This is a genomic window from Thioclava sp. ES.031 (assembly GCF_002563775.1).
GTDB lineage: Bacteria > Pseudomonadota > Alphaproteobacteria > Rhodobacterales > Rhodobacteraceae > Thioclava.
The window spans coordinates 1,471,333-1,493,564 of sequence record NZ_PDJO01000001.1; the positions used below are offsets into that span (position 1 = coordinate 1,471,333).

The following is a 22,232-nucleotide window of genomic DNA, read 5'->3' on the forward strand; positions in this document are numbered from 1 at the left end:
ATTTGGCGAAGCCAATACCCGGGTGACGTAGCGATGCCAAGCCCCGCAGGTCGGGTTTTAAGAAAAATTCAAAGAGGATTAAGCCGGATTGCCCGATTTCGCGGCAAATTTCGCGAGACTGGTGGCCAGATCGCCATAGCCCGTAAAACGCCGTTCATAGCGCAGGCCGAGCCGCTCCGCAGCGTTACGCGCCTTCGCGTCGAGCGCGGGATCGTCGGTCTGGGCCTGATAGATCAGCCGGTCGTAATTGCCGAACATCATCGGGATCAGCTCGGGGTGACGGTCGAAGCCCATCGGCTTCCAGACGAAAGCGTCGAACTGCCGGGTGAGGAAATCGGTGAGGTAGAAGGCCGTGATCTCGTCCTCAGCGGTCTCGGCAAAGGCCGCGTTACCTTCAAAAAACGAATAACAATGGGGGCCTTCGACCATCTCGACCCCTAGGGATTTGCACTTTTCCAACAATTGCCCGCCCGTGCCGCAATCGGCATAGACGATGAAGATATCGTCATATTGGTCGCGATAGCGCAGCACCGCCTCTTCGACGGCGGCGGTGATCTTCTCGGGGTATAGGTGCAGATTGGCGGGCAGGCAGGTCAGATCGATATGATCCCAGCCATTGATCCGTTTGAGCGCGAGAATCTCCCGCGCCAGCGCCCCGCAGGCGATCAGCAGAAGACGCCCCGACCCCTCGGGAGCTAAGCCATTTTCGGATAAGGTCGTGTCGCCGGGAAGCGAGGCAGCTTTCTGGGCGGTCATTCCACCCGTGCCATCATCCGGGCAACGCCTGCTGCGACGAGAACCATCAGCCCGAGCATCGCCATCGGCACGCCCGATGCGGCAAAGGCCCAGATCGTCAAGCCCGCCAGAACGATCACAAACAGGATCAGCAGCAGAAAATGTGGCAGCGGCATTTCGCGTTTCCCCCTTCTCTCCAAGTATGGGGCTGGGAAGCGCACATGAAAAGGCCCCGATGAAAAAATCGGGGCCTTCTCCATACATATCAGCCAAGATGCGCGCGCGATCGGCGATCAGGCGCTCATCTGGTTGTGCTTGCGAGCGATGAAATCCTTCGCCGTTTCCACCGCCACGGCGGCGTCGCGGCAATAGGCATCGGCGCCGATCGCCTTGCCGAATTCCTCGTTGAGCGGCGCACCGCCCACCAGAACGATGTAATCGTCGCGGATGCCCTGTTCCTTCATCGTGTCGATCACGACCTTCATATAGGGCATCGTGGTGGTCAGCAGCGCAGACATGCCGAGGATGTCGGCCTCTTCACGGGCGATCGCTTCGAGGTAGTTCTCGACCGGGTTGTTGATCCCCAGATCGACGATCTCGAAACCTGCGCCTTCCATCATCATCGCAACGAGGTTCTTGCCGATATCGTGGATATCGCCCTTCACCGTCCCGATGACCATCTTGCCCATGCGCGGCGCGCCGGTCTCGACCAGCAGCGGCTTGAGGATGGCCATGCCGCCCTTCATCGCATTTGCCGCCAGCAGCACTTCCGGCACGAACAGGATACCGTCGCGGAAGTCGTTGCCCACGATGGTCATGCCCGCGACGAGGGCCTTGGTCAGAATGTCATACGGCGTCCAGCCGCGATCGAGCAGGATCCGGGTGGCCTCTTCGATCTCTTCCTTGAGACCGTCATAGAGGTCATCCATCATCTGCGCGGTGAGCTCGTCGTCGTCGAGTTCCGAGAGGATGATATCGTCGTCGTCTTCGGCCATGTCCAATAGTCTCCTGCTAGCCGGTGTTACCCTGTGGTGAGGCCGTGGCCCCGTCAAGTCTTGGCGATTTGCGACATGCGCGGTGTTTTGTCCGACCTCGCATGGTGTTGGCGGACGGATGTGGGGACTCTACTTGGCAAATGTTCCCATTTCGTTCTAAATTCCGGGCATGAGTCTGCCATTCGACCTTCCCCCCGCGACCCCATCCGAGCGTCTGCGCGCGCGCGGTGCCGCGGCGCGACCCGTGGGCCGGTTCGAGCCCTTCGCCCGCGCGCCCGAGCATGACGGCTGGGACATCCCCGAAGAGGAACGCCTGACGCGCACCGAGGTCTCGGTGGAGCGTCCCCGCTCCGTCATCACCCGCAACCAGTCGCCCGATGTGCCCTTCGAGCGCTCGCTCAACCCCTATCGCGGCTGCGAGCATGGCTGCATCTACTGCTTCGCACGGCCCAGCCACGGTTATCTCGGCCTCTCGGCGGGGCTGGATTTCGAGACCCGTCTGATTGCACGCCCCGAGGCGCCGCAGGTGCTCGAAGACGAGCTGCGCAAGAAAAGCTACCGCCCGAACGTGCTCGCCATCGGCACGAATACCGATCCCTACCAGCCGCTCGAGCGCAAGATGGAGATCATGCGCGCCGTGCTGGAGGTGCTGCAGGCCTATCGCCACCCGGTCTCCATCGTCACCCGTGGCTCGACCATTCTGCGCGATATCGACATCCTCGCGCCGATGGCCGAGGCCGGATTGGCGCAGGTCGGCGTGTCGGTCACGACGCTCGACGCCAAACTCGCCCGCGATCTGGAGCCGCGCGCGCCCAGCCCACCGACCCGTATCCGCATGATCCGCGAACTCTCGCGCGGCGGTATCCCGGTGCGCGTTATGGCCGCGCCGATGATCCCGGGGCTCACCGATCACGAGCTGGAGGCGATCCTGACCGAGGCGCGCAGGGCAGGGGCCAAGGCCGCTTCGATGATGCCGGTGCGGCTGCCGCATGAGGTGGCGCCGCTTTTCGCCGACTGGATGGAGCGGCATCACCCCGGCAAGGTCGAGAAAGTGCTGGGCCGGATCCGCGACATGCGCGGCGGTAAGCTCAACGATCCGCGCTTTGGCGAGCGGATGAAGGGCGAGGGCGAGATGGCGGAACTGTTGCAGCAGCGGTTCAAGCTGAGTTGCAAGCGGCTGGGTTTCTCGCGTCATCTGCCCGATCTCGACGTGACGCAGTTCCGCGTGCCGCCCCGGCCGGGCGATCAGCTCGAACTGTTCTGATCTCGTCTGAGACGCGCGCATGCTCCATCCGCCGGGAAAAACCCGGCCCTTCCTTCGTTTTGGTTCAAATATCCCGGGGTGAGGCCGCAAGGCCGAGGGGCAGAGCCCCTCACCCGCGCTCAAACCGCGCTTAGCTGCGGCGACGGCCCCGGCGTTCGCGTTTGGGCGCATCGCCGCTCAGCCCGTCATCCTCCGACGAGAACCCGCCCAGAACCGAGGAAATCTGATCGAGCGTCGGGCGCTCGCCGCGCGGACGCGTCTCCAGCGCCTCGCGCATTGCCACGAGATGCTCGGGCATCGTGCCGCAGCAGCCGCCGATGATCGTCGCGCCGCAATCGCGCGCCATCACCGCATATTCCGCCATCAGCTCGGGCGTGCCGTCGTAATGGATATGGCCGTCGACATATTTCGGGATGCCCGCATTGCCCTTGGCGATGATCGGGCGCTCGGTGCCGGTCGCGGCAAAGCCCAGAACGGTGCGCAGCAGGTCGGACGCGCCGACGCCGCAATTCGCGCCGAAGGCCAGAGGCGGGTGGGCCAGCTTTTCGACCATCGAGACCATCGCCTGCGAGGTCAGGCCCATCATCGTGCGGCCTGCGGTGTCGAAGCTCATCGTGCCGCACCAGGGCATCCCCGCCAGATGGCAGGCCTCGGCGGCGGCCTTGTATTCTTCCTGCGCCGAGATCGTCTCGACCCAGAGGATATCCGCGCCGCCCTCTTTCAGGCCCTCGGCCTGTTCGTGGAACATCTCGACCGCCAACTCATGCGTCAGCGTGCCCATCGGCGCGAAGATCTCGCCGGTCGGGCCCATCGAGCCCGCAACGATCACCGGGCGCGACTGCTTGTCGGCCACGTCGCGGCCGATCTCGGCGGCGAGGCGGTTCAGCTCGCGCACGCGGTTCTGCGCGCTATGCAGTTTCAGCCGCGAGGCATTGCCGCCGAAGCTGTTGGTCAGGAACAGGTCCGAGCCCGCATCGACGGCCAGCGAATAGAGCTTCGCGATCTTCGCAGGCTCGTCGGCATTCCACAGTTCCGGCGCATCGCCCGAGGCCAGCCCCATGTTGAACAGGTTGGTGCCGGTCGCACCATCGGCCATCAGCCAATCGCGGGTTTCCAGAAGACGGCTCAGCGCGTCGGTTTTCGGGGCGGTCATAAGGGCCTCGTCAAATGCAAAGGGCCGCGTCGGGCGCGGCGGTTGGGTTTGTCCTGCCATGACAGGCGGGAATTGGCAAATTCGTTTCCTTCATGTTCTTGATGAAGGCGCTGCAATCTCGCACTGAAATGCAAAAGGCCGGATGCGCGGGGCATCCGGCCTTTCAATCTGCGTCATCGGCGAGGGCTCACTCGGCCTCGTCGATCACCTGACGGCGCGCGTCGGCCATGCATTCGGCCATCTTCGCGCGGATCGTTTGTTCATCGGCCTTGTCGCCGAGGTCGCCCGAGAGCTTGCGGTACACGTCTTCGTGGCCCGCTTCCTCGAAATCGGAGGTCACGACCTCGCGGACATAGGCATCGGCCTCGGGGCCGGTTTTGCCCAGAAGCTCTGCGGCCCATTGGCCCAGCATCTTGTTGCAGCGGGCATCGGCCTTGAACTGCAGCTCGGCATCATGCGCGAACTTGTTCTCATAGGCGTTTTCGCGATCGTCGAAGGTGGTCATGGCCCACGTCCCTCCCGGTAAAGTCTCCGTTACCTCCGATATGCACATGCACGGCCTGCGCCGCAAGAGGAAAGGGCCGCGTTTTGGCCGGTTTGACGGGGCTGTGCATCTGCGTGAAGTGGCGTGCGCTTTACCTTGCGAGACTCGCGGGCTTGTCCTATAGGGCGGGCAACACCCTTTCGCGGACGGCGCGCAGGGGCGGGCGCGGCATTCCTCACGGTATGCGGCGCAGGCCCTGGCACCGCCGCGCCAAGTGAGAACGGAGACGCGATGGCACCCCGGCGCAAGAAGATCTACGAAGGCAAGGCGAAGGTTCTGTATGAAGGCCCCGAGCCCGGAACGCTGGTCCAGTATTTCAAGGACGACGCGACTGCCTTCAACGCGCAGAAGAAGGACGTGATCGAGGGCAAGGGCGTGCTCAACAACCGCCTGTCCGAGTATTTCATGACCGGCCTGACCAATATCGGCGTGCCGAACCACTTCATCAAACGGCTCAATATGCGCGAGCAACTGATCCGTCAGGTGGAGATCGTGCCGCTCGAGGTGATCGTGCGCAACTTCGCCGCCGGTTCGATCGCGAAGCGTCTGGGCATGGAAGAGGGCACGCCGCTGCCGCGTCCGATCGTCGAATACAGCTACAAGAACGACGATCTGGGCGATCCGCTCGTGCCCGAGGAATATATCATCGCCTTCGGTTGGGCGAGCCAGCAGGACCTCGACGATATCGTGGCACTGGCGCTGCGCGTGAACGACTTCCTGACCGGCGTGTTCTACGGCGTCGGCATCAAGCTGGTCGATTTCAAGATCGAGATCGGCCGCGTCTGGGATGGCGATTTCATGCGCCTGATCGTTGCCGACGAGATCAGCCCCGACAGTTGCCGCCTGTGGGACGTCAAGACGGGCCAGAAGCTCGACAAGGACGTGTTCCGCCGCGATCTGGGCAACCTGACCGATGCCTATACCGAAGTCGCCAAGCGCCTTGGCGTGCTGCCGACCAATACCCAGCCGATCAAACCGACGCTGATCAACTGAAAGGACCGCTCGTGATGAAAGCCCGCGTTCATGTGATGCTGAAGGATGGGGTGCTCGACCCGCAGGGCGAGGCCGTGCGCCACGCGTTGGGCCATATGGGCTTCGACGGTGTCGAAGGCGTGCGTCAGGGGAAGGTGATCGAACTGGACCTGAGCGCCACCGATGCAGCCTCTGCCGAGGCCGAGGTGAAGGAGATGTGCGAGAAGCTCCTCGCCAATACCGTGATCGAGAAATACACCATCGAGATCGCCTGATCCGGGTCGGGTGGGGGCGCTGCCCCCCCCTTGGCCTGCCGGCCAATCCCCCCGGGATATTTGTACCAAGCCGAAGGCCGTCCAGGCCTTACCCGACAGGTTCGACCCTCAAGGCCAGGAGTTTGCACCCATGAAAGCCGCCGTCATCACCTTCCCCGGATCGAATTGCGACCGCGACCTGAGCATGGCCTTCGCGGCAGCCGGGGCGGATGTCGTCAAGGTCTGGCACAAGGAAACCGCATTGCCCGAAGGCATCGACATCATCGGTGTGCCGGGCGGGTTCTCCTATGGCGATTATCTGCGCTGCGGCGCGATCGCCTCGCGCTCGCCCATCGGGCAGGCGGTGGCCGATTTCGCAGGCAAGGGCGGCTATGTCATCGGCATCTGCAACGGTTTTCAGGTGCTCACCGAGATGCGGCTGCTGCCGGGCGCGCTGATGCGCAATGCGGGGCTGAAATTCGTCTCGAAACCGCTGGCGCTGCGCGTCGCCACGACCGACAGCGCCTATACCTCGGGCTATGAGGCGGGGCAGGAGATCGTGATCCCGGTCGCCCACCATGACGGCAATTACCAGATCGACCCCGAAGGCCTTGCCCGCATCGAGGGCGAGGACCGCGTGGCGTTCCGCTATGTCGAGAACCCCAACGGCTCCGTCGACGATATCGCGGGCGTGCTGAGCGAGAACCGCCGGGTGCTGGGCATGATGCCTCACCCCGAGCGCGCGATCGAGGCTGCGCAGGGTGGCGCCGATGGGGCGGCGCTTTTCCGCGCGTTGAGCGGGATGCTGGCAACCGCCTGATCTCGTGCGCTTGTTGCGCTCTGGGCCTTGGCTTAGACTTCGCGCATGACGCACGTGCAGACACGTTCGACGATTTTACCCGAAGAGCCGCCCGAGAGTGAGGGCGGGCTCGGTGTCATGGCGCGCTCGCCACGCGCCCGTTGGCTGCTGCGTGTCGCCGTGGTGCTGATCCTCGCGCTGGCGGGGGCGGTGATGTGGATCACCAACCAGTGGCTGACCCAGCGTTTCACCGAGACGACGCGCGTGCGCACCGAGCTGCGGCTTGCGCTTTACACCGGCAACATCATGTCGGAGCTGCAGCGGACATCCGTTGTGCCGCTGTTGCTCGCGCGCGATCCGGAGCTGACGCAAGCCCTTGATACAACGGATTATTCCACCGCATCGGCGCAGCTGATCACGGCCAAGAAAGAGGTCGCGGTGGCCTCGATCCGGCTGTTGGACATGCAGGGCCGGGTGGTGGCATCGACCAATCGCACGCAGATCGGCACGCCCTTCCCGAATGCGCCCTTCTTCGTCGATGCGACCCGCTCGCGCGGGACGATCTTCTCGCTCAACGAGCCCGAGGCGGGCGGCACCGAGTTCGATTATTCGCGGGCCGTCATCCAGAACAACAAGCCCGTCGGCGTGATCGTGGTCGAGGCGGATCTGTCGAAATTCGAGCGTGCCTGGGCCGGGATTTCCGATGCGCTGGCCGTGGTCGACAGCGAGGGTAAAATCATCCTGACGACCGAGCCGCGCTGGCGCGGGGTGACGATGTCGGAGGCGCTGGCCGCGCGGTCTGCTCCTTCCGCGATCGAGCGCGCGCTGCAGGCGACTGCGGACTGGGCCAATGACGCGCCGGACGCTTATCTCAAGGGCCGCGCGGTGATGCGCACCGAGGCGCGCATCCCCTTCCGCGGCTGGAAGATGATCGCCTTTACCAGCTACGACTCCGTGCGCGAGCGCGTGAATGCGGTGCTCGCGCTCGAGATCATGGGTTTTGCGATCCTGCTGGCGTTGGTCTTCTATGCGCTGTCGCGGCGCGCACGGCGGCAAAGTCAGGAATTGCGCGCGGAATCGGCGGAGCTGCGGCAGCTCAACACCCGGCTGAGCCGCGAGATCGCCGAGCGCGAGAAGGCGCAGCAGGATCTGGCCGTGGCCGAACAGACGATCGCGCAAAGCTCGAAACTTGCGGCTTTGGGGGAGATGTCGGCGGCGGTGAGCCACGAATTGAACCAGCCCCTGGCCGCGATGAAGACCTATCTGGCCGGCGCGAAACTCCTGCTGCAGCGCGCCCGGGTCGAGGAGGCGCTGTCGTCCTTCCAGCGCATCGACGACCTGATCGGCCGGATGGGCGCGATCACGCGGCAGCTGAAATCCTATGCCCGCAAGGGCGGTGAGGCCTTCGAGCCGGTGGACCTGCGGGTGGCGCTGTCGGAAGCGCTCTCGATGATGGAGCCGCAGCTGAAAATTCGCAAATTGCACATCTCGCGCACCATGCCGCGCAGCCCTGTCATGGTGATGGCAGACCGCATCCGGCTGGAGCAGGTCATCATCAACCTGTTGCGAAATGCACTCGACGCCACCAAGTCGGTTGAGGAACCGCAAGTGGAGTTGTTGCTTACCTCGGGTGAGACGGCCGTGCTGAGCGTGCGTGATAACGGTCCCGGAATTTCGGATCTCGACAAGCTGTTCGAGCCGTTCTGGACCACGAAGAAGCCGGGGGAAGGGACGGGGCTGGGCCTTGCGATCTCGTCCTCCATCATCAGTGATTTCGGGGGTCGCCTGACCGCCCATAATTCCGAAAGCGGGGGAGCCGTCTTTGAAGTGCAGCTGCCCCTCCTGGCGGACAAGAACAGGGCCATAAAGGCCGCGGAGTAAGACATGGCAAGACTAATGAAGGTAGCGATCGTCGATGACGAGGAAGATATGCGGCAGTCCGTCAGCCAATGGCTGGCGCTGTCGGGCTTCGACGCCGAGACCTATGCCAGCGCCGAAGACGCGCTGAAAGTGATAGGCCCCGATTGGCCGGGCGTGGTGATCACCGACATCCGGATGCCCGGCATGGACGGGATGGCCTTTCTCAAGCGGCTGATGGGCATCGATAGCGGTCTGCCGGTCATCATGATCACCGGCCACGGCGATGTGCCGATGGCGGTCGAGGCGATGCGCCTCGGCGCGATGGATTTCATGGAAAAGCCGTTCTCGCCGGATCGCATGACCGAGCTGGCAAAGCGCGCCACGCAGGCGCGGCGCACGACGCTCGACAACCGCGCGCTGCGCCGCGATCTGGCCGAGGGCGAGAAGGTGATGGGCAAGCTGATCGGCACCTCCGAGCCGATGGAGCGGTTGCGCGAGGATATTCTCGATCTCTCGCAGGCGGACGGCCACGTTCTGATCGACGGCGAAACCGGCACCGGCAAGACGCTGGTGGCTCATGCGCTGCACGCGACAGGCCCCCGCGCGGGCAAGAAATTCGTGGTTGTCAGCTGCGCCGCTCTGACCGAAGAGGCGCTCTCGGCCAAGCTGTTCGGACCGGTCGAAGAGGGCGGTCTGCCGCTGATGGAAGAAGCGCGCGGCGGCACGCTCTGCCTTGAGGATGTGGAGGCGCTGAGCCAGTCGCTGCAGGCGCGGCTCTTGCAATTCATCAACGATCAGGGTGCGCCGGCAGAGACGCGGATCGTTGCGATCTGCAATACGCATGGCGAGGGCAAGACGGTCGAGGATGCGCTGCGCCCCGATCTCTACTATCGCCTCGCCGCGCTGAAGATCACTCTGCCGCCGCTGCGTGCGCGCGGCGAGGATATCCTGACGCTGTTCAACCGCATGTCCGAGCAATTCGCCGATGAATATGGCTGCGACGTGCCGGAAGTCACCGCGCAGGAAGCCGCCCAACTGCTGCAGGCCCCGTGGCCGGGCAATGTGCGCCAGCTGATCAACGTGGCCGAACGCGCGGTGCTGCAATCGCGCCGTGGCTCGGGCTCGATCGCGTCGCTCCTGATGACCGATGACGAAGAGACGGGGCCGGCGGCGATCACCACCGAGGGCAAGCCGCTCAAGGAATATGTCGAGAGCTTCGAGAAGATGCTGATCGACAATACGATGCGGCGCCACAAGGGCTCGATCTCGGCGGTGATGGAAGAGCTGTGCCTGCCGCGCCGGACGCTGAACGAGAAGATGGCCAAATACGGTCTCGCTCGCGCGGATTATCTGTGAGGGCAGGGCTTCTGGCTGCGGCCCTCGCGCTTGCGCCCCTGATGGCGCAGGCGGAGGGCGCGCCGCCGGAGGTCGCGCAATTGCGGGGCCAACACCCGTCTAAGTATTACGAGGCCGCGTCGCAGCTTTTCTCGCAAGGCCGCAAGGAAGATGCGGTTTTCCTGTTCTATCTCGGGCAGTTGCACTGGCGCTGCCTGCTTGCCGCCAATCCGGGGATTGATCCGACGGGCGATCCGGCACTGTTCGGCTCGCTCTCCGAGGTGGTCGGGCGACCGCTCAACGAATGGGCCTTCGGCGATCCCGACATGGTGCATCGGCTGCTCGGCGAGGTGCTTTCCTATGACGCGGCGCATCCCGATCCGTACCGCATGACGCAAGCTGACAGCCCCGAATGCGCGCAGGTGCGTCGCGGGCTGGAAGGGTTGCGCGACGGAATTCCCGCTCAAGCGGAAGCAATTCGCCGCGAGCGCACGAGAAACGGCCTGCCCAATCGCTGAACATCGCGAGAATCCGGGGTGTGATTAACCCTTCCCTTACGAAAATTCGATTGTGTTCCCGTAGGCTGTGCCGCTATGGTCAGAACCAGTCGGTTTCACACCATAAGTATGAAGCCACCGAAATTCGCTGATGCCTTGGCCGATCCGGCGCAGATGATGCGCAAGGGGCCCCGGCTCAACCGATTGGCCGAAAGGCCGCAAGTTTGTCTCCCTCTTCCGCATTAGACGGGACGGAGGCCGTTAATTGGGCGCCAAGCGGCTAAGGCCGACCGCGCCTTGGAAAGAACCGCGATGATGCGTGACGGGATATCGCAGATGAGGACGGGCAGGCTCCACGCCACCGCCGTCTGCGCGCATGTCCGCACCCTCGCCTCAAGGACAGTTTCAGCCCAAGACAGCGCCGCGCCCCCGGGCAGGTCGCAAAGGGCTGACCTATTGGATTTACATGGCAAAGAAGATGCTTATCGATGCCACCCACGCGGAAGAGACCCGCGTCGTGGTGGTGGACGGCAACAAGGTTGAAGAATTCGACTTTGAGACCATCAACAAACGGCAGCTCGCCGGAAATATCTATCTCGCGAAAGTAACGCGCGTCGAACCGTCCCTGCAGGCGGCCTTCGTCGACTATGGCGGAAACCGGCATGGCTTCCTCGCCTTCGCGGAAATCCACCCCGATTACTATCAGATCCCGGTCGCCGACCGCGAAGCGCTGCTGGAAGAAGAGCGTCAGCTCGCCGAAGCCGCGGCTGCGGAAGAGGAAAAGCCGAAATCTTCGCGCCGCCGCCGCTCGCGCCGGTCGTCGAACAAGGCGGAGAAGGCCAAGCAGGACGAGGCGGTGATCAGCTCGGACGAGATCCCGGGCATGGGCGTCGTCGATCCCGAAGCCGAAGGCGAGACCTCCGGCGAGACTGCCGACGCGCCCGCCGACGAGACCAAGGCCGAAGCGCAGACCGACAGCACCGAGACCCCGGCCGAGGACGCTCCCGCGCCGGAAGCCGCCTCGACGCCCGCCGCTGCGGCTGAGACCGCCTCCGACGAGGATGACAGCGACGACTCCGACGACGATGACGACGACGCGGGCGATGACGCTGCCGAGGCCGATAGCGGCATCGAATCCGTCGCCGACGAGGATGTCGAAGAAGAAATCCGTCCGGCCCGCAAGCCGCGTCCGCGCCGCTACAAGATCCAGGAAGTGATCAAGGTGCGCCAGATCATGCTGGTGCAGGTCGTCAAGGAAGAGCGCGGCAACAAGGGCGCGGCGCTGACCACCTATCTCTCGCTGGCAGGCCGCTACTGCGTGCTCATGCCCAACACTGCGCGCGGTGGTGGCATCAGCCGCAAGATCACCAACGCCGCCGACCGCAAGAAGCTCAAGGAAATCGCGGGTGAGCTGGACGTGCCGAAAGGTGCGGGCCTGATCGTGCGGACGGCGGGTGCGCAGCGCACCAAGACCGAGATCAAGCGCGACTACGAATACCTGATGCGCCTGTGGGAGCAGATCCGCGACCTGACGATGAAAGCCGTCGCGCCGGCGCCGATCTACGAGGAAGGCGATCTGATCAAGCGGTCGATCCGCGACCTCTACAACAAGGATATCGACGAGGTGCTCGTCGAGGGCGAGCGCGGCTACCGCGCGGCCAAGGCCTTCATGAAGATGATCATGCCGAGCCACGCCAAGAACGTGAAGCACTACTCGGAATCGCTGCCGCTCTTTGCGCGTCATCAGGTGGAAAGCTACCTCGCCTCGATGTTCAACCCGACCGTTCAGCTCAAGTCCGGCGGTTACATCGTGATCGGCGTCACCGAAGCGCTCGTCGCCATCGACGTGAACTCGGGTCGGGCCACGAAGGAAGGCTCGATCGAGGAAACCGCGCTCAAGACCAACCTGGAAGCCGCCGACGAAGTGGCCCGCCAGCTGCGCCTGCGCGACCTCGCCGGTCTGATCGTGATCGACTTCATCGATATGGACGAGCGTAAGAACAACAACGCCGTCGAGAAGCGCATGAAGGAGCGTCTCAAGACCGACCGCGCCCGCATTCAGGTCGGCCGCATCTCCGGCTTCGGCCTTCTCGAGATGAGCCGCCAGCGCCTGCGTCCGGGCATGATCGAATCCACGACGCAGCCCTGCGCCCATTGCCACGGCACCGGCCTGATCCGCTCGGATGACAGCCTCGCGCTGAGCGTCCTGCGCGCGATCGAGGAAGAGGGCACCCGCAAACGGACCCGCGAGGTTCTGGTGCGTGCCCCCGTCGCGGTCGCCAACTACCTGATGAACGCCAAGCGCGAGCATGTGGCGGTGATCGAGGCGCGCTATGGCATGTCCGTGCGCATCGAAGCCGCGCCGGAACTCGTCTCGCCCGATTTCACCATCGAGAAGTTCAAGACCGCGACGCGCAATGTCGCGGAAGTGGACAGCCCCGTGGTGTCGGCTTCGGCCAGCCTGATGGCCGAGATCGACGACGCGGAGGACGAGGCGGAGACCGAAGCTGAAGCCGAGACCGAGGAGCAGACCGCGACGGTCGAGACCGAAGCCGAGGAGCAGCCGAAGAAGAAGCGCCGTCGTCGTCGTCGTCGCCGGAAGTCGAATGGCGAGAACGGCGAGAACGGGGAGAATAACGACTCCACGGAGAACGGCGATCAGTCGTCGGACGACCAGAAGTCGGACGATCAGAAGTCCAAGCCGGCCGAAGGGCAGGAAGCGCCCGCCAAGGCCGAACCCGCGCAGGCGGCGGAAGCTCCGGCAGACGAGGCCAAGACCGAGGCGCAAACCGACGCGAAGACCGAGGCCCAGCCCGAGGAAGAAGCGCCGAAACCCAAGCGCCGCTCGCGCGCCCGCAAGAAGGTGGAAGAGCCGAAACCCGAAGCCGAGACCGCGGACGCCCCCGCTGAGGGCACCGAGGCCAAGGCCGAGGAAGAAGCGCCCAAGCCGAAGCGCCGCACGCGGTCGCGCAAGAAGGTGGACGCGGAGGCCGATGCGCAAGCCGCCGTCGAAGGCAGCGCCGCAGAGGTCAAGGCCGACGCCGCAGAGGCAGCCGAGGAGGCGCCCAAGCCGAAGCGTCGCTCTCGTGCGCGCAAGAAGGTCGAGGCGCCCGTCGCAGAGACGCCCGACACGCCCGAGCCGCCGGAAACCCCGCAGCCCGACGCGCCGACCGAGCCGCAGGAGACGCCGCAGCCCGACGCGCCGGTCGAGACGCCCGAGCCCGCGCCGCAGGAAACCCCTGTCGACGTGCCGCCGGAAGCGCCGCCCGCGCCCGAACCGGAAACCCCGTTCGAGCAGCCGCCGGAAACGCCGCAGCCTGATGCGCCGGTCGAACTGCCCGGTGGTCCGGCCTTCGCCGAGACCGAAGCCGAGGGCGAGACGATGACCGAAGAGGCGCCCAAGCCCAAGAAACGAGGCTGGTGGAGCCGCTGAGCACCTTCAGATTTGAGAAAGGCCGGGCAGAGCGCCCGGCCTTTTTCGTTTTCCTCTTTGGCTTTCCGCGCTCAGGCGGCCAGCTCCTGCGCCGGGCGGGTCAGTTGCAGCGCCGCCCGCGCCGTCTCGCGGCCCTTCTCGACGAAATGGCTGCCGAAGATCGCCCGGTGGTGATCGGTCTCCTGGAACTGATGCGGGGTCAGCGAGACCGACAGCACGGGCACGCCCGTCTCCAGCCCCACCTGCATCAGGCCATTCACCACGGCCTGCGCGACGAAATCATGGCGATAGATCCCGCCATCGACGACCAGCGCCGCCGCCGCGATCGCGCCGTAGCGGCCCGTTCGGGCCAGTTGCTGTGCCTTCATCGGCAGCTCGAATGCGCCGGGCACGTCGAAGACATCGACCTGCGCCTCCGGAATTTCTTCGAGAAACCCCTCGAGCGCACGGTCGACGATATCGGCGTGCCAATTGGCCTTGATAAAAGCATAACGGGTGTGTGTCATCGTAATCTCCTTGCATAGCGACACGTCACCCAAGGCGATCACATGCAGTCCGCGCCCACGCGCTAAGGCACGGGGTCGGCTGCATATTCTCTTCCATCCGGACTGTAACCGTCGGCTCAGGCCTCGCACCTGATCTGCTGACCCTCGCACGACGGCGAGGCGCTCGCGGGCTCGCGGATTTCGCCGCATACCGCCGGTGGGGAATTTCGCCCCGCCCTGAGAATGGCCGGAGATTGGCACGCGCATTTGCGCTCGGCAAGGGGCTTAGTTGCCGGGCCAGCCATACCAGACCATCGCGTGTCCGGTGCGCGGATGCGTGTCGGTCTCCAGGCGTTCCATCCCGTGACGCAGGTAAAACGCCTGCGCGCGGCTGTTGGTCTCGCTCGTGTAGAGCCGGAACCCCTCCGATAGCGCCGCCTTGGCCTGCGCCATGAGCCTCGAGCCGATCCCATGCCCGATCCAGTCGGGATGGACGAAAAGCTCGGCCAGGATCGCATCGCGCGGTTTCAATGCGAGAAACGCCATGATCCGCCCCTGATCCTCGGCGAGGGTCACCTGCCAGCCAGCGACCATTTCCTCGTCCACACGGGCGCGCAGGGCGGTGCGGCTGGGCATCACCGGCGGGCCGACACCGGGCAAGCTCGCGCTGAGATGCCAGAGATCGGCAATCGCGTCGCGATCCGTGTCATGGGCCGGGCGCAGCGTGACGGTCATCAGCTCTTGCGCACCAGATAGACTTTCACGCCTTCCCAATCCTCTGCCTCAACCAGCTCATGCCCGGTCTGAGCGCAGAAATGCGGCACGTCGATCCAGCTCGCCCCGTCGGTCGCGACCAGCTGGACCAGCGCGCCGGGCGCGGCCGACTCGAGCGCTTTGCGCAGGCGCAGAACGGGCAGGGGGCAGAGCAGCCCCTTCGCATCGATTTCGATATCGGGCGTCATGGCGGAGGTTCTCGCGCGCCCGCGCTGATTTGTCCACGCTGTTGTTATCTCACGACCCGGTGACCGCGCGCGAGGAATGGGGTAGAGGAGGAACATGTTTGGAATCGATCTCGTCTCCGCTGCGTTCCTGCCCGCCGCCTTCGTGGCGCTCTTTGCGGGTCTGTTGTCATTCCTGAGCCCCTGCGTGCTGCCGATCGTGCCGCCCTATCTCGCCTATATGGGCGGGGTGAGCATGGGCGATCTGCGTGAGGGCAAGCGCTCGGCCGTGGTCCCGGCGCTGTTCTTCGTGCTGGGCCTGTCGACGGTGTTCCTGTTCATGGGGTTTGCCGCCTCGACCTTCGGGCGGTTCTTCCTGACCAATCAGGTGCTGTTCGGACGGATCGCGGGCGGGGTGATCGTGATCCTCGGCCTGCATTTCCTTGGGGTTTTCCGGATCTCGATCCTTGATCGCGAGGCGCGGCTGGATGCGGGCGACCGGGGAGGCTCTTCGCTTGGCGCCTATGTGCTGGGCCTCGCTTTCGCCTTTGGCTGGACGCCCTGCATCGGCCCGCAACTGGGCGCGATCCTGTCGCTGGCCGCCCAAGGCGGCGATCAGGCGCGCGGCACCGCGTTGCTGGCGGTCTATGCGCTGGGGCTGGGCATCCCGTTCCTGCTGGCCGCGCTGTTCATCCAGCGCGCGATCGGCGTGATGAACCGGCTCAAGGCCTATATGGGGATCATCGAGAAGACGATGGGCGCGCTTCTGGTCGTCGTCGGGATCTTGCTGCTGACCAACGCGTTCTCGGCGATCAGCTTCTGGCTGCTGGAGACCTTCCCGTCGCTCGCCAGACTGGGCTGAGGCTTCACGCCACCATCTGCACCACGCGGGCCAGATCCGCCTCGAAAGCCCGCATCATCGCGGGCTTTTCCATGTCGGGCAGGCGCAGCAGATAGGACGGGTGGACGGTGATCAGCATCGGCGTGCCGTCGTCGAGCACCTCCACCGTGCCGCGGCGTTTGAGAAGGTCCCGCCGATCCCCGGTGAGGCTTTCCAGCGCAGTCGCCCCCATCGCGAGGATCAGTTTCGGCTTCACTACGCTGCGTTCTTGGTCGAGCCACCAGCGGCAGTGATGGATCTCCTGCCGGTCGGGCGACTGATGGATGCGCCGCTTGCCGCGCGGAGTGAATTTGAAATGCTTCACTGCATTGGTGAGGAAGGCGCGTTCGCGAATGAGGCCCGCATGCGCCGCCACCTCGTCGAAAAGCTGCCCGGCAGGGCCGACGAAGGGGCGGCCCTCGAGGTCCTCGAAATCGCCGGGCTGCTCGCCCACGATCATCAGAGACGCATCGAGCGGCCCTTCGCCCGGCACCGCCTGCGTGGCGTTCTCCCAAAGCGGGCAGCGGCGGCAGGCGTCCAGTCCGGTCAGCAGCTCCGCCCGGTCGCCCGCGGGCGGCGGGGTGGCGCGCTCGCGTGCCAGCCGCTCGGTGATCTTGCCCGCACGGACCGGGGCGAGCGTGGGGGCACTCAAAGCCATCTCCTCGGCACGGGCCTGCGCGGTGGCGATCAGCTCGGGGATCAGCCCGGCCTCGGGCAGGTTGTGCCAATATTTGCGCGGCATCTCGGATTGCATCGCCCCGACCTTCAGCCGCGCCGGGTTGAAGATGTTGCGGAAATAGGTGCGCCAGAGGTCTTCGGTGGCGTCGTCCGGCAGATCGGGGCGCGGCTGGCCTTCGGAGAAGCGCAGCTTTCCGGCCTCGAAATGCGCGGTCAGATCGGGGGTGAAAATCGACCAGTCCATATCGCCGAAGCGTTTGACGAAGAAGGGTGCGGTCAGCTCGCAGATGTAATGCGAGGGCTCGAACCACGCGGCGAAGCGGCGGCGGGACGCGCCCGGATCGCCGATCTCGCGAAAGCGCACGAAAGCGGTCATTTTGTGGCGGTCGCGCGAGACCTCCTTGGCCATGCGGTTGAGCCGGTCGATGCGCGGATTGGCGCGGTCCTCCATCAGGCGCTTGTCGGATCGCAGCGCCCAGAGCACCGCGTAAGCCCGCGCGAAGCGTTCCGGGTCGCGATGGCAGACCACGAGGCGGGCGAGCTCGACAAAGCCCTTCGGCACGCTCACAGCGCCGCCTGTGGGGGCAGGGGCCTCTTGGGCAAAGAGATCGGCCTCAGCGGCCCCGCGATGCCAGAGAAGCTCCTCGGGCGGGATGCCAGCGCCCAAGGCCGCGCGGGCCTCATCTCGCCATGCCTCGAACGTGCCGATCTCGGGCAGGGTGATCGTGCGCATCACAACAGCCGCAACTGCTGTGGCGGCGGGGCGAAACGGGTGCGCAGGTCTGCCGCATCGGTCAGCGCGCGCGGGTGCCAATCCAAGAGCGTGATGAAAGGCTTCGCCTGCTTCAGGTTCGCTCCCATCCGCCGCAGATCGTCGTAGCGCAGCGTCCGGTGGCGGCGCGTCGCCAGCACGCGACCCACCGTCTTCACCCCCAGCCCCGGCACGCGCAGCAGCATCTCGCGCTCGGCCCGGTTCACGTCGAGCGGAAACAGATGCCGGTTCGTCAGCGCCCAGGCGAGCTTGGGATCGACCGTCAGATCGAGATTGCCATCGGTGGTGCCTTGCGAAATCTCGTCCACGTCGAAGCCGTAGAAGCGTAGCAGCCAATCCGCCTGATAGAGCCGATGCTCGCGCATCAAGGGCGGCTTGATCAGCGGCAGCACGGCGGAACTGTCCGGGATCGGCGAGAAGGCGGAGTAATATACGCGCTTGAGCGCATAGCTCGAATAAAGTCGCGTCGAGGTCTTCAGGATCGTCGTGTCATTCGCTCCGTCCGCGCCGACGATCATCTGCGTCGACTGGCCCGCAGGCGCGAATTTCGGGGGGCGTTTGCCGGTGAAGCTTCGCTCCTTGCGGGCGTCGCGCAGCAGCCGCACATCGCCCATCGCGCGGCGGATCTGGGCGGGATCCTTCTCGGGGGCGTAATCCTGCACCGCCCGGTCGGTCGGCAGTTCGACATTGATCGAGAGGCGGTCGGCGTAAAGCCCGGCCTCCTCGATCAGTTCGGGCGCGGCATCGGGGATGGTCTTCAGATGGATATAGCCGCGGAAATTATGCTCCACCCGCAGGAGCTTCGCGATCCGCACCATGTCGGTCATCGTGTCATCGGGCGAGCGGATGATGCCGGAGGAGAGGAACAGCCCCTCGATATAGTTGCGACGGTAGAATTCCAGCGTGAGGGTCACGACCTCCTCGGGAGAGAACCGCGCGCGGGGGGTGTTGGAGCTGACCCGGTTCACGCAATAGGCGCAGTCGTAGATGCAGAAATTCGTCATCAGGATCTTCAGCAGGCTGATGCAGCGCCCGTCCGGCGTGTAGGCGTGGCAGATGCCTGAGCCCGTGACCGAGCCGATCCCCTTGCCATCCTTGGAGTCGCGCCGCTGCCCCCCGCTCGACGCGCAGGAGGCATCGTATTTCGCCGCGTCCGAGAGGATCGCCAGTTTCTGATCGAGGGTCATTCTCGCCATGTGTTCACTATATGTTCACATTTTTCACCTTTCAATAAATCCATGACAAAGGGGCGCGAAAATCGCGCCCCTTCGCAAAACTTCGCCTCGGTTTCAGGCCGTCAGGCGGCGATACATATGCCAGCTGGCATGGCCCAGAACCGGCAACACGATGAACAGGCCAAGGAAGACCGGCAGCATCCCTATGAACAGGCTCGCCGCGATCACCATGCCCCAGATCGCCATCGAGACCGGGTTGGCGGCCACCGCCCGCATCGAGGTGAGGATAGCGGTGATGATGTCGATCTCGCGGTCCATGATCAGCGGCAGGCCGACCACGGTGAAGGAAAACAGGATCGCCGCGAAGGCCGCCCCGATCGCGGAGCCGATCGCCAGCATCGTCAGCCCGTTGCCGGTGAACAGGATCTCGGGCGAGCTGGAGACATTGGTGAAGGCCGACAGCCCCATGAACAGCGCGAAGGTCGTGTGGGCCACGAAGACCCAGAACATGAACATCATCAGGATCAGCATCGCCATCGAGGGCGTCTGGCGGTCCTTCTCGGAGACGCAGCAGGCGATCACCTCACGCCATTCCAGCGGCTCCTGCGCCTCCAGCTTGCGCGAGACGGTATAAAGCCCCATCGCCGCGAAGGGCGCGAGCAGCGGAAAGCCGAGCGCGAAGGGGATCAGCCACCATTCCTCGCCCTGGGCTGCGAACACGGTCCACAGCACGATGCCGCCGAGCACGTAGAAGCCCGAGAACATCAGCCCGAAGGCCGGGGCGCGTTTGAAATCACTCCATCCTGCTTTCAGGATGTCTGGTATTTCCGAGACCTGAAGGTCGCGGATATGCGGCACCTCGGAAGGCGGCGACGCGACAGTTTGCATGTTTCTTCTCCCTGACTGAGGGCCCTCTCCCCAAGGCCCGCAACTTCACGTTGCGTCACGCGGGCGTGATCTGTCCAGAGAATTGCTCGCTGCGTCGCCGCGAGGCTCAGCCGCCCATCCGTTTCGTCAGCCGTAGAGAGATCTCATAAGGCAGTCGTTTCAATAGCTTGAGCTGCCATGTGAGGCGGCGGGGGAAGTGGGTCTCGAAGCGGTCCTTGGCCAGCCCGTCGGCAATGCGGCGGGCGGCCTCGTCGGCTTCGATCACGAAGGGCATGGCGAAATCGTTCTTCTCGGTCAGGCGAGTCTTCACGAAACCGGGAGAGATCAGACGCACGTCGATCTTTGGCGCATATTCCACGCGCAGGCTCTCGACGAGGTTGATGACGGCGGCTTTCGAGGCGGAATAGAGCTGCCCCTTCGGCAGCCCGAAGATGCCCGCGACCGAGCCGAAGATCACCAGTTGCCCGCCCTCGCGCAGCAATCCCGGCGCGGCCTGCGCGAACCACAGCGTGCCGAGCAGGTTCACCTCCACCAGCTTGCGCGCCGCATCGCGCTCGATTTCATCGACGCGGCCGGGATCGTAGAGCGCCGCGGTGATGATCATTGCGTCCAGCGGCCCGTGGGTGAGGATCTCGCCGCGCGCATCGTCGAGGCTTTCGGGATCGGAGACGTCGCAGGGCACGACCTCGCCCTGACCCAGCTCCGCCTTCAGCGCGTCCAGCGGCTCGACCGAGCGCGCCGACAGCACCAGCCGCGCCCCGCGCGCGGTCAGTTCGCGCGCCAGCGCCTGCCCGATGCCCGAGCTCGCGCCCATGATCCAGATGCGTTTGTCCTTGAACTCCACGGTGCTCATCCTCTCGCTACTGGAGAGGATACGCGCCAAAACCGTTCAGGGTTTCATTCCAAGCGCGACAACACACTCGGCCAGCAGCTCGTCGAGCGGTCGCGTGCCCGACAGTTCCAGCACCGGCTCGGACCGGCCTGCCAGCCATTCGTGATGGCGGCTGAGCGAGCGCCCTGAGAAATAGGGATCGTCATAGCCCGCAGCCCAGGTCAGGAAGGAGCCGTGATTGGCCTCCATGTCGCCGCCCTTGCGGATACGGGTGCCGAAGCGCGCCGCCTCGCGCTTGCGCAGGCGCGCAAGGCGGATCGGTGTGGGGGCGGTGAGAAAGACGATCAGATCGGCGCCTGCGATTGCGGGCTCCCCCCAGCCGTCGAGCGAGCCGGAGATTACCCAGCCCTCCGGTTCCTTCGCCTCTTCCATCAACGCCAGCCGCTCGGCGGGGCGGCGCTTGACGGTGTAGGGCGGGTCGCTCTCGGCCCAGTAGAACTGATCGGTGTCGAGATGGATGACGCCCAGCCGGTCGGCCAGACGTTGCCCCAGCGAAGATGTGCCCGAACCCGCGGCGCCGGTAATATGAACCCGCGCCGCCATTCGCGATCAGCTCTCAGCTTGCGCGTCGGCGCGGGATTTGCCTTCGAGGCCAAGCGCCAGCGTCGCCGCCATGAACCCGTCGAGATCGCCGTCGAGCACGCCCTGCGTGTCCGAGGTCTCGTATTGCGTGCGCAAGTCCTTCACCATCTGGTAGGGCTGCAGCACGTAGGAGCGGATCTGGTTGCCCCAGCCGGCCGAGCCCTTGTTCTCGTGGGCCTCGTTGATCGCCGCTGTGCGCTTTTCCAGCTCCATCTGATAGAGGCGCGATTTCAGTGCCTTCATCGCGATGTCGCGGTTCTGGTGCTGCGACTTCTCCGACGAGGTGACCACGATGCCGGTCGGATGGTGGGTGATCCGTACCGCCGAGTCGGTCGTGTTGACGTGCTGACCGCCCGCGCCCGAAGAGCGGAACGTGTCGATGCGGATATCGGCGGGGTTCACCTCGATCTCGATATTGTCGTCGACGACCGGATAGACCCAGACCGACGCAAACGAGGTTTCGCGCGTGCCCTTGCCGAAGGGCGAGATACGCACGAGCCGGTGCACGCCCGATTCCGATTTCAGCCAGCCATAGGCATTGGGGCCGGAAATCTTGTAGGCGCAGGATTTGATCCCGGCCTCGGCGCCCGGTTCTTCGGATTGCAGCTCGACCTCGTAGCCGCGCTTTTCGGCCCAGCGGACATACATCCGCTGCAGCATCGAAGCCCAGTCGCAGGCCTCCGTGCCACCCGCGCCCGCGTTGATCTCGAGGAAGGTGTCATTCGCATCCGCCTCGCCATCGAGCAGCGCTTCGAGCTCTTTCGATGCGGCGGTTTCTTTCAGCGCGGCCAGCGAGGCCTCGGCCTCGGAGACGACTTCCTCGTCGTCTTCCATTTCGCCCATCTCGATCAGTTCGACATTGTCCTCCAGATCCTGCTTGATCCGGTTATAGGTCTCGAACTTGTCCATCAGTTGCTGCCGGTCGCGCATCAGTTTCTGCGCGCGCGCCTGATCGTCCCACAGGGTGGGGTCTTCGATCATCGCGTTGAATTCCTCGATCCGGTGCGGCGCGGTCTCGAGGTCCATCCGCTGGCCCAGCAAGGTCAGGGACTTGCGGATCTGTTCGACGGTGTTCTGCGTCTCGGCGCGCATCTGTCATCC

At 64.7% G+C, this 22,232-nt stretch carries 23 protein-coding genes and 1 riboswitch; of the genes, 9 read left to right on the forward strand and 14 right to left on the reverse strand.

Annotated features, from left to right (window positions below; all coding sequences use genetic code 11):
* Positions 1-78: 78 nt before the first annotated feature.
* The 3 genes from AXZ77_RS07145 to AXZ77_RS07150 form a co-directional block, all read right to left on the reverse strand.
* Entirely contained in the window at positions 79-756 is a 678-nt protein-coding gene (locus tag AXZ77_RS07145) for a DUF1638 domain-containing protein (RefSeq protein WP_098410615.1), read from the reverse strand.
* On the reverse strand, positions 753-911 hold the full coding sequence (locus tag AXZ77_RS19540) for a hypothetical protein (protein ID WP_165756922.1): 159 nt from the start codon (positions 909-911) through the stop codon (positions 753-755). The genes AXZ77_RS07145 and AXZ77_RS19540 overlap by 4 nt, the downstream gene beginning before the upstream one ends.
* 117 nt (positions 912-1,028) lie before the next feature.
* A complete protein-coding gene (locus tag AXZ77_RS07150) occupies positions 1,029-1,730 on the reverse strand; it encodes a B12-binding domain-containing protein (protein ID WP_078546707.1) in 702 nt (233 codons plus the stop codon).
* A 169-nt stretch (positions 1,731-1,899) separates the two neighbouring features.
* Between AXZ77_RS07150 and AXZ77_RS07155 the strand changes: the two genes are divergently transcribed.
* The gene (locus tag AXZ77_RS07155) at positions 1,900-2,994 is read left to right on the forward strand and encodes a PA0069 family radical SAM protein (RefSeq protein WP_098410616.1); all 1,095 of its coding nucleotides are present in this window, start codon (positions 1,900-1,902) and stop codon (positions 2,992-2,994) included.
* A gap of 130 nt (positions 2,995-3,124) precedes the next feature.
* Here AXZ77_RS07155 and bmt read toward each other — a convergent pair whose 3' ends face one another.
* Together bmt and AXZ77_RS07165 are read right to left on the reverse strand one after the other, a co-directional pair.
* Positions 3,125-4,147: a betaine--homocysteine S-methyltransferase gene (gene bmt, locus AXZ77_RS07160; protein WP_098410617.1), complete on the reverse strand. Its 1,023-nt coding sequence runs from the start codon at positions 4,145-4,147 to the stop codon at positions 3,125-3,127.
* A 187-nt stretch (positions 4,148-4,334) separates the two neighbouring features.
* On the reverse strand, positions 4,335-4,652 hold the full coding sequence (locus AXZ77_RS07165) for a DUF1476 domain-containing protein (RefSeq protein ID WP_098410618.1): 318 nt from the start codon (positions 4,650-4,652) through the stop codon (positions 4,335-4,337).
* A 270-nt stretch (positions 4,653-4,922) separates the two neighbouring features.
* Here AXZ77_RS07165 and purC point away from each other — a divergent pair, with 270 nt between their 5' ends.
* The 7 genes from purC (at position 4,923) to AXZ77_RS07200 (ending at position 13,841) form a co-directional block, all read left to right on the forward strand.
* Entirely contained in the window at positions 4,923-5,684 is a 762-nt protein-coding gene (gene purC, locus AXZ77_RS07170; protein WP_098410619.1) for a phosphoribosylaminoimidazolesuccinocarboxamide synthase, read from the forward strand.
* A gap of 14 nt (positions 5,685-5,698) precedes the next feature.
* Positions 5,699-5,938 carry a phosphoribosylformylglycinamidine synthase subunit PurS gene (gene purS, locus AXZ77_RS07175; protein WP_078519363.1) on the forward strand — a complete coding sequence of 80 codons (240 nt, stop codon included), beginning with the start codon at positions 5,699-5,701 and terminating at the stop codon, positions 5,936-5,938.
* Positions 5,939-6,068: 130 nt separating this feature from the next.
* Positions 6,069-6,737, forward strand: coding sequence for a phosphoribosylformylglycinamidine synthase subunit PurQ (gene purQ / locus AXZ77_RS07180; RefSeq protein WP_078519362.1), 669 nt, complete (start codon positions 6,069-6,071; stop codon positions 6,735-6,737).
* Positions 6,738-6,854: 117 nt separating this feature from the next.
* Positions 6,855-8,597 (forward strand): ATP-binding protein, encoded by a 1,743-nt coding sequence (locus AXZ77_RS07185; RefSeq protein ID WP_078539471.1) that lies wholly within the window; start codon positions 6,855-6,857, stop codon positions 8,595-8,597.
* Between the two features lie 3 nt (positions 8,598-8,600).
* Positions 8,601-9,932, forward strand: coding sequence for a sigma-54 dependent transcriptional regulator (locus AXZ77_RS07190; protein ID WP_078539470.1), 1,332 nt, complete (start codon positions 8,601-8,603; stop codon positions 9,930-9,932).
* Positions 9,929-10,429, forward strand: a complete 501-nt coding sequence (locus AXZ77_RS07195; protein WP_141536238.1) for a hypothetical protein — start codon at positions 9,929-9,931, stop codon at positions 10,427-10,429. The genes AXZ77_RS07190 and AXZ77_RS07195 overlap by 4 nt, the downstream gene beginning before the upstream one ends.
* 445 nt (positions 10,430-10,874) lie before the next feature.
* Positions 10,875-13,841 carry an Rne/Rng family ribonuclease gene (locus tag AXZ77_RS07200; RefSeq protein WP_098412464.1) on the forward strand — a complete coding sequence of 989 codons (2,967 nt, stop codon included), beginning with the start codon at positions 10,875-10,877 and terminating at the stop codon, positions 13,839-13,841.
* A gap of 71 nt (positions 13,842-13,912) precedes the next feature.
* Here the strand turns inward: AXZ77_RS07200 and AXZ77_RS07205 are convergent, their stop codons facing one another.
* The 3 genes from AXZ77_RS07205 to AXZ77_RS07215 all read right to left on the reverse strand — a co-directional run bounded on the left by AXZ77_RS07205 (position 13,913) and on the right by AXZ77_RS07215 (position 15,288).
* Positions 13,913-14,347: a 6,7-dimethyl-8-ribityllumazine synthase gene (locus tag AXZ77_RS07205; protein WP_098410621.1), complete on the reverse strand. Its 435-nt coding sequence runs from the start codon at positions 14,345-14,347 to the stop codon at positions 13,913-13,915.
* Positions 14,348-14,428: 81 nt separating this feature from the next.
* A riboswitch (FMN riboswitch) is annotated at positions 14,429-14,575 on the reverse strand.
* Positions 14,576-14,611: 36 nt separating this feature from the next.
* Complete coding sequence (locus AXZ77_RS07210) at positions 14,612-15,061, reverse strand: GNAT family N-acetyltransferase (protein ID WP_098410622.1); 450 nt, start codon at positions 15,059-15,061, stop codon at positions 14,612-14,614.
* Positions 15,061-15,288 carry a sulfurtransferase TusA family protein gene (locus tag AXZ77_RS07215; protein ID WP_083075169.1) on the reverse strand — a complete coding sequence of 76 codons (228 nt, stop codon included), beginning with the start codon at positions 15,286-15,288 and terminating at the stop codon, positions 15,061-15,063. Before AXZ77_RS07215 ends, AXZ77_RS07210 begins: the two co-directional genes overlap by 1 nt.
* Before the next feature lie 94 nt (positions 15,289-15,382).
* Here AXZ77_RS07215 and AXZ77_RS07220 point away from each other — a divergent pair, with 94 nt between their 5' ends.
* On the forward strand, positions 15,383-16,126 hold the full coding sequence (locus AXZ77_RS07220; RefSeq protein WP_098410623.1) for a cytochrome c biogenesis CcdA family protein: 744 nt from the start codon (positions 15,383-15,385) through the stop codon (positions 16,124-16,126).
* 4 nt (positions 16,127-16,130) lie between these two features.
* Here the strand turns inward: AXZ77_RS07220 and AXZ77_RS07225 are convergent, their stop codons facing one another.
* From AXZ77_RS07225 to prfB, 6 genes are all read right to left on the reverse strand, one after another.
* Positions 16,131-17,555: a UdgX family uracil-DNA binding protein gene (locus tag AXZ77_RS07225; protein ID WP_098410624.1), complete on the reverse strand. Its 1,425-nt coding sequence runs from the start codon at positions 17,553-17,555 to the stop codon at positions 16,131-16,133.
* Positions 17,555-18,790, reverse strand: a complete 1,236-nt coding sequence (locus AXZ77_RS07230; protein ID WP_098410625.1) for a putative DNA modification/repair radical SAM protein — start codon at positions 18,788-18,790, stop codon at positions 17,555-17,557. Before AXZ77_RS07230 ends, AXZ77_RS07225 begins: the two co-directional genes overlap by 1 nt.
* A gap of 93 nt (positions 18,791-18,883) precedes the next feature.
* Entirely contained in the window at positions 18,884-19,657 is a 774-nt protein-coding gene (locus AXZ77_RS07235; RefSeq protein WP_098410626.1) for a DUF2189 domain-containing protein, read from the reverse strand.
* Between the two features lie 106 nt (positions 19,658-19,763).
* The gene (locus AXZ77_RS07240; protein WP_098410627.1) at positions 19,764-20,510 is read right to left on the reverse strand and encodes an SDR family oxidoreductase; all 747 of its coding nucleotides are present in this window, start codon (positions 20,508-20,510) and stop codon (positions 19,764-19,766) included.
* 36 nt (positions 20,511-20,546) lie between these two features.
* Entirely contained in the window at positions 20,547-21,092 is a 546-nt protein-coding gene (locus AXZ77_RS07245) for an AAA family ATPase (protein WP_098410628.1), read from the reverse strand.
* A 6-nt stretch (positions 21,093-21,098) separates the two neighbouring features.
* Positions 21,099-22,223 (reverse strand): peptide chain release factor 2, encoded by a 1,125-nt coding sequence (prfB, locus tag AXZ77_RS07250; RefSeq protein WP_098410629.1) that lies wholly within the window; start codon positions 22,221-22,223, stop codon positions 21,099-21,101.
* Positions 22,224-22,232: the final 9 nt, after the last annotated feature.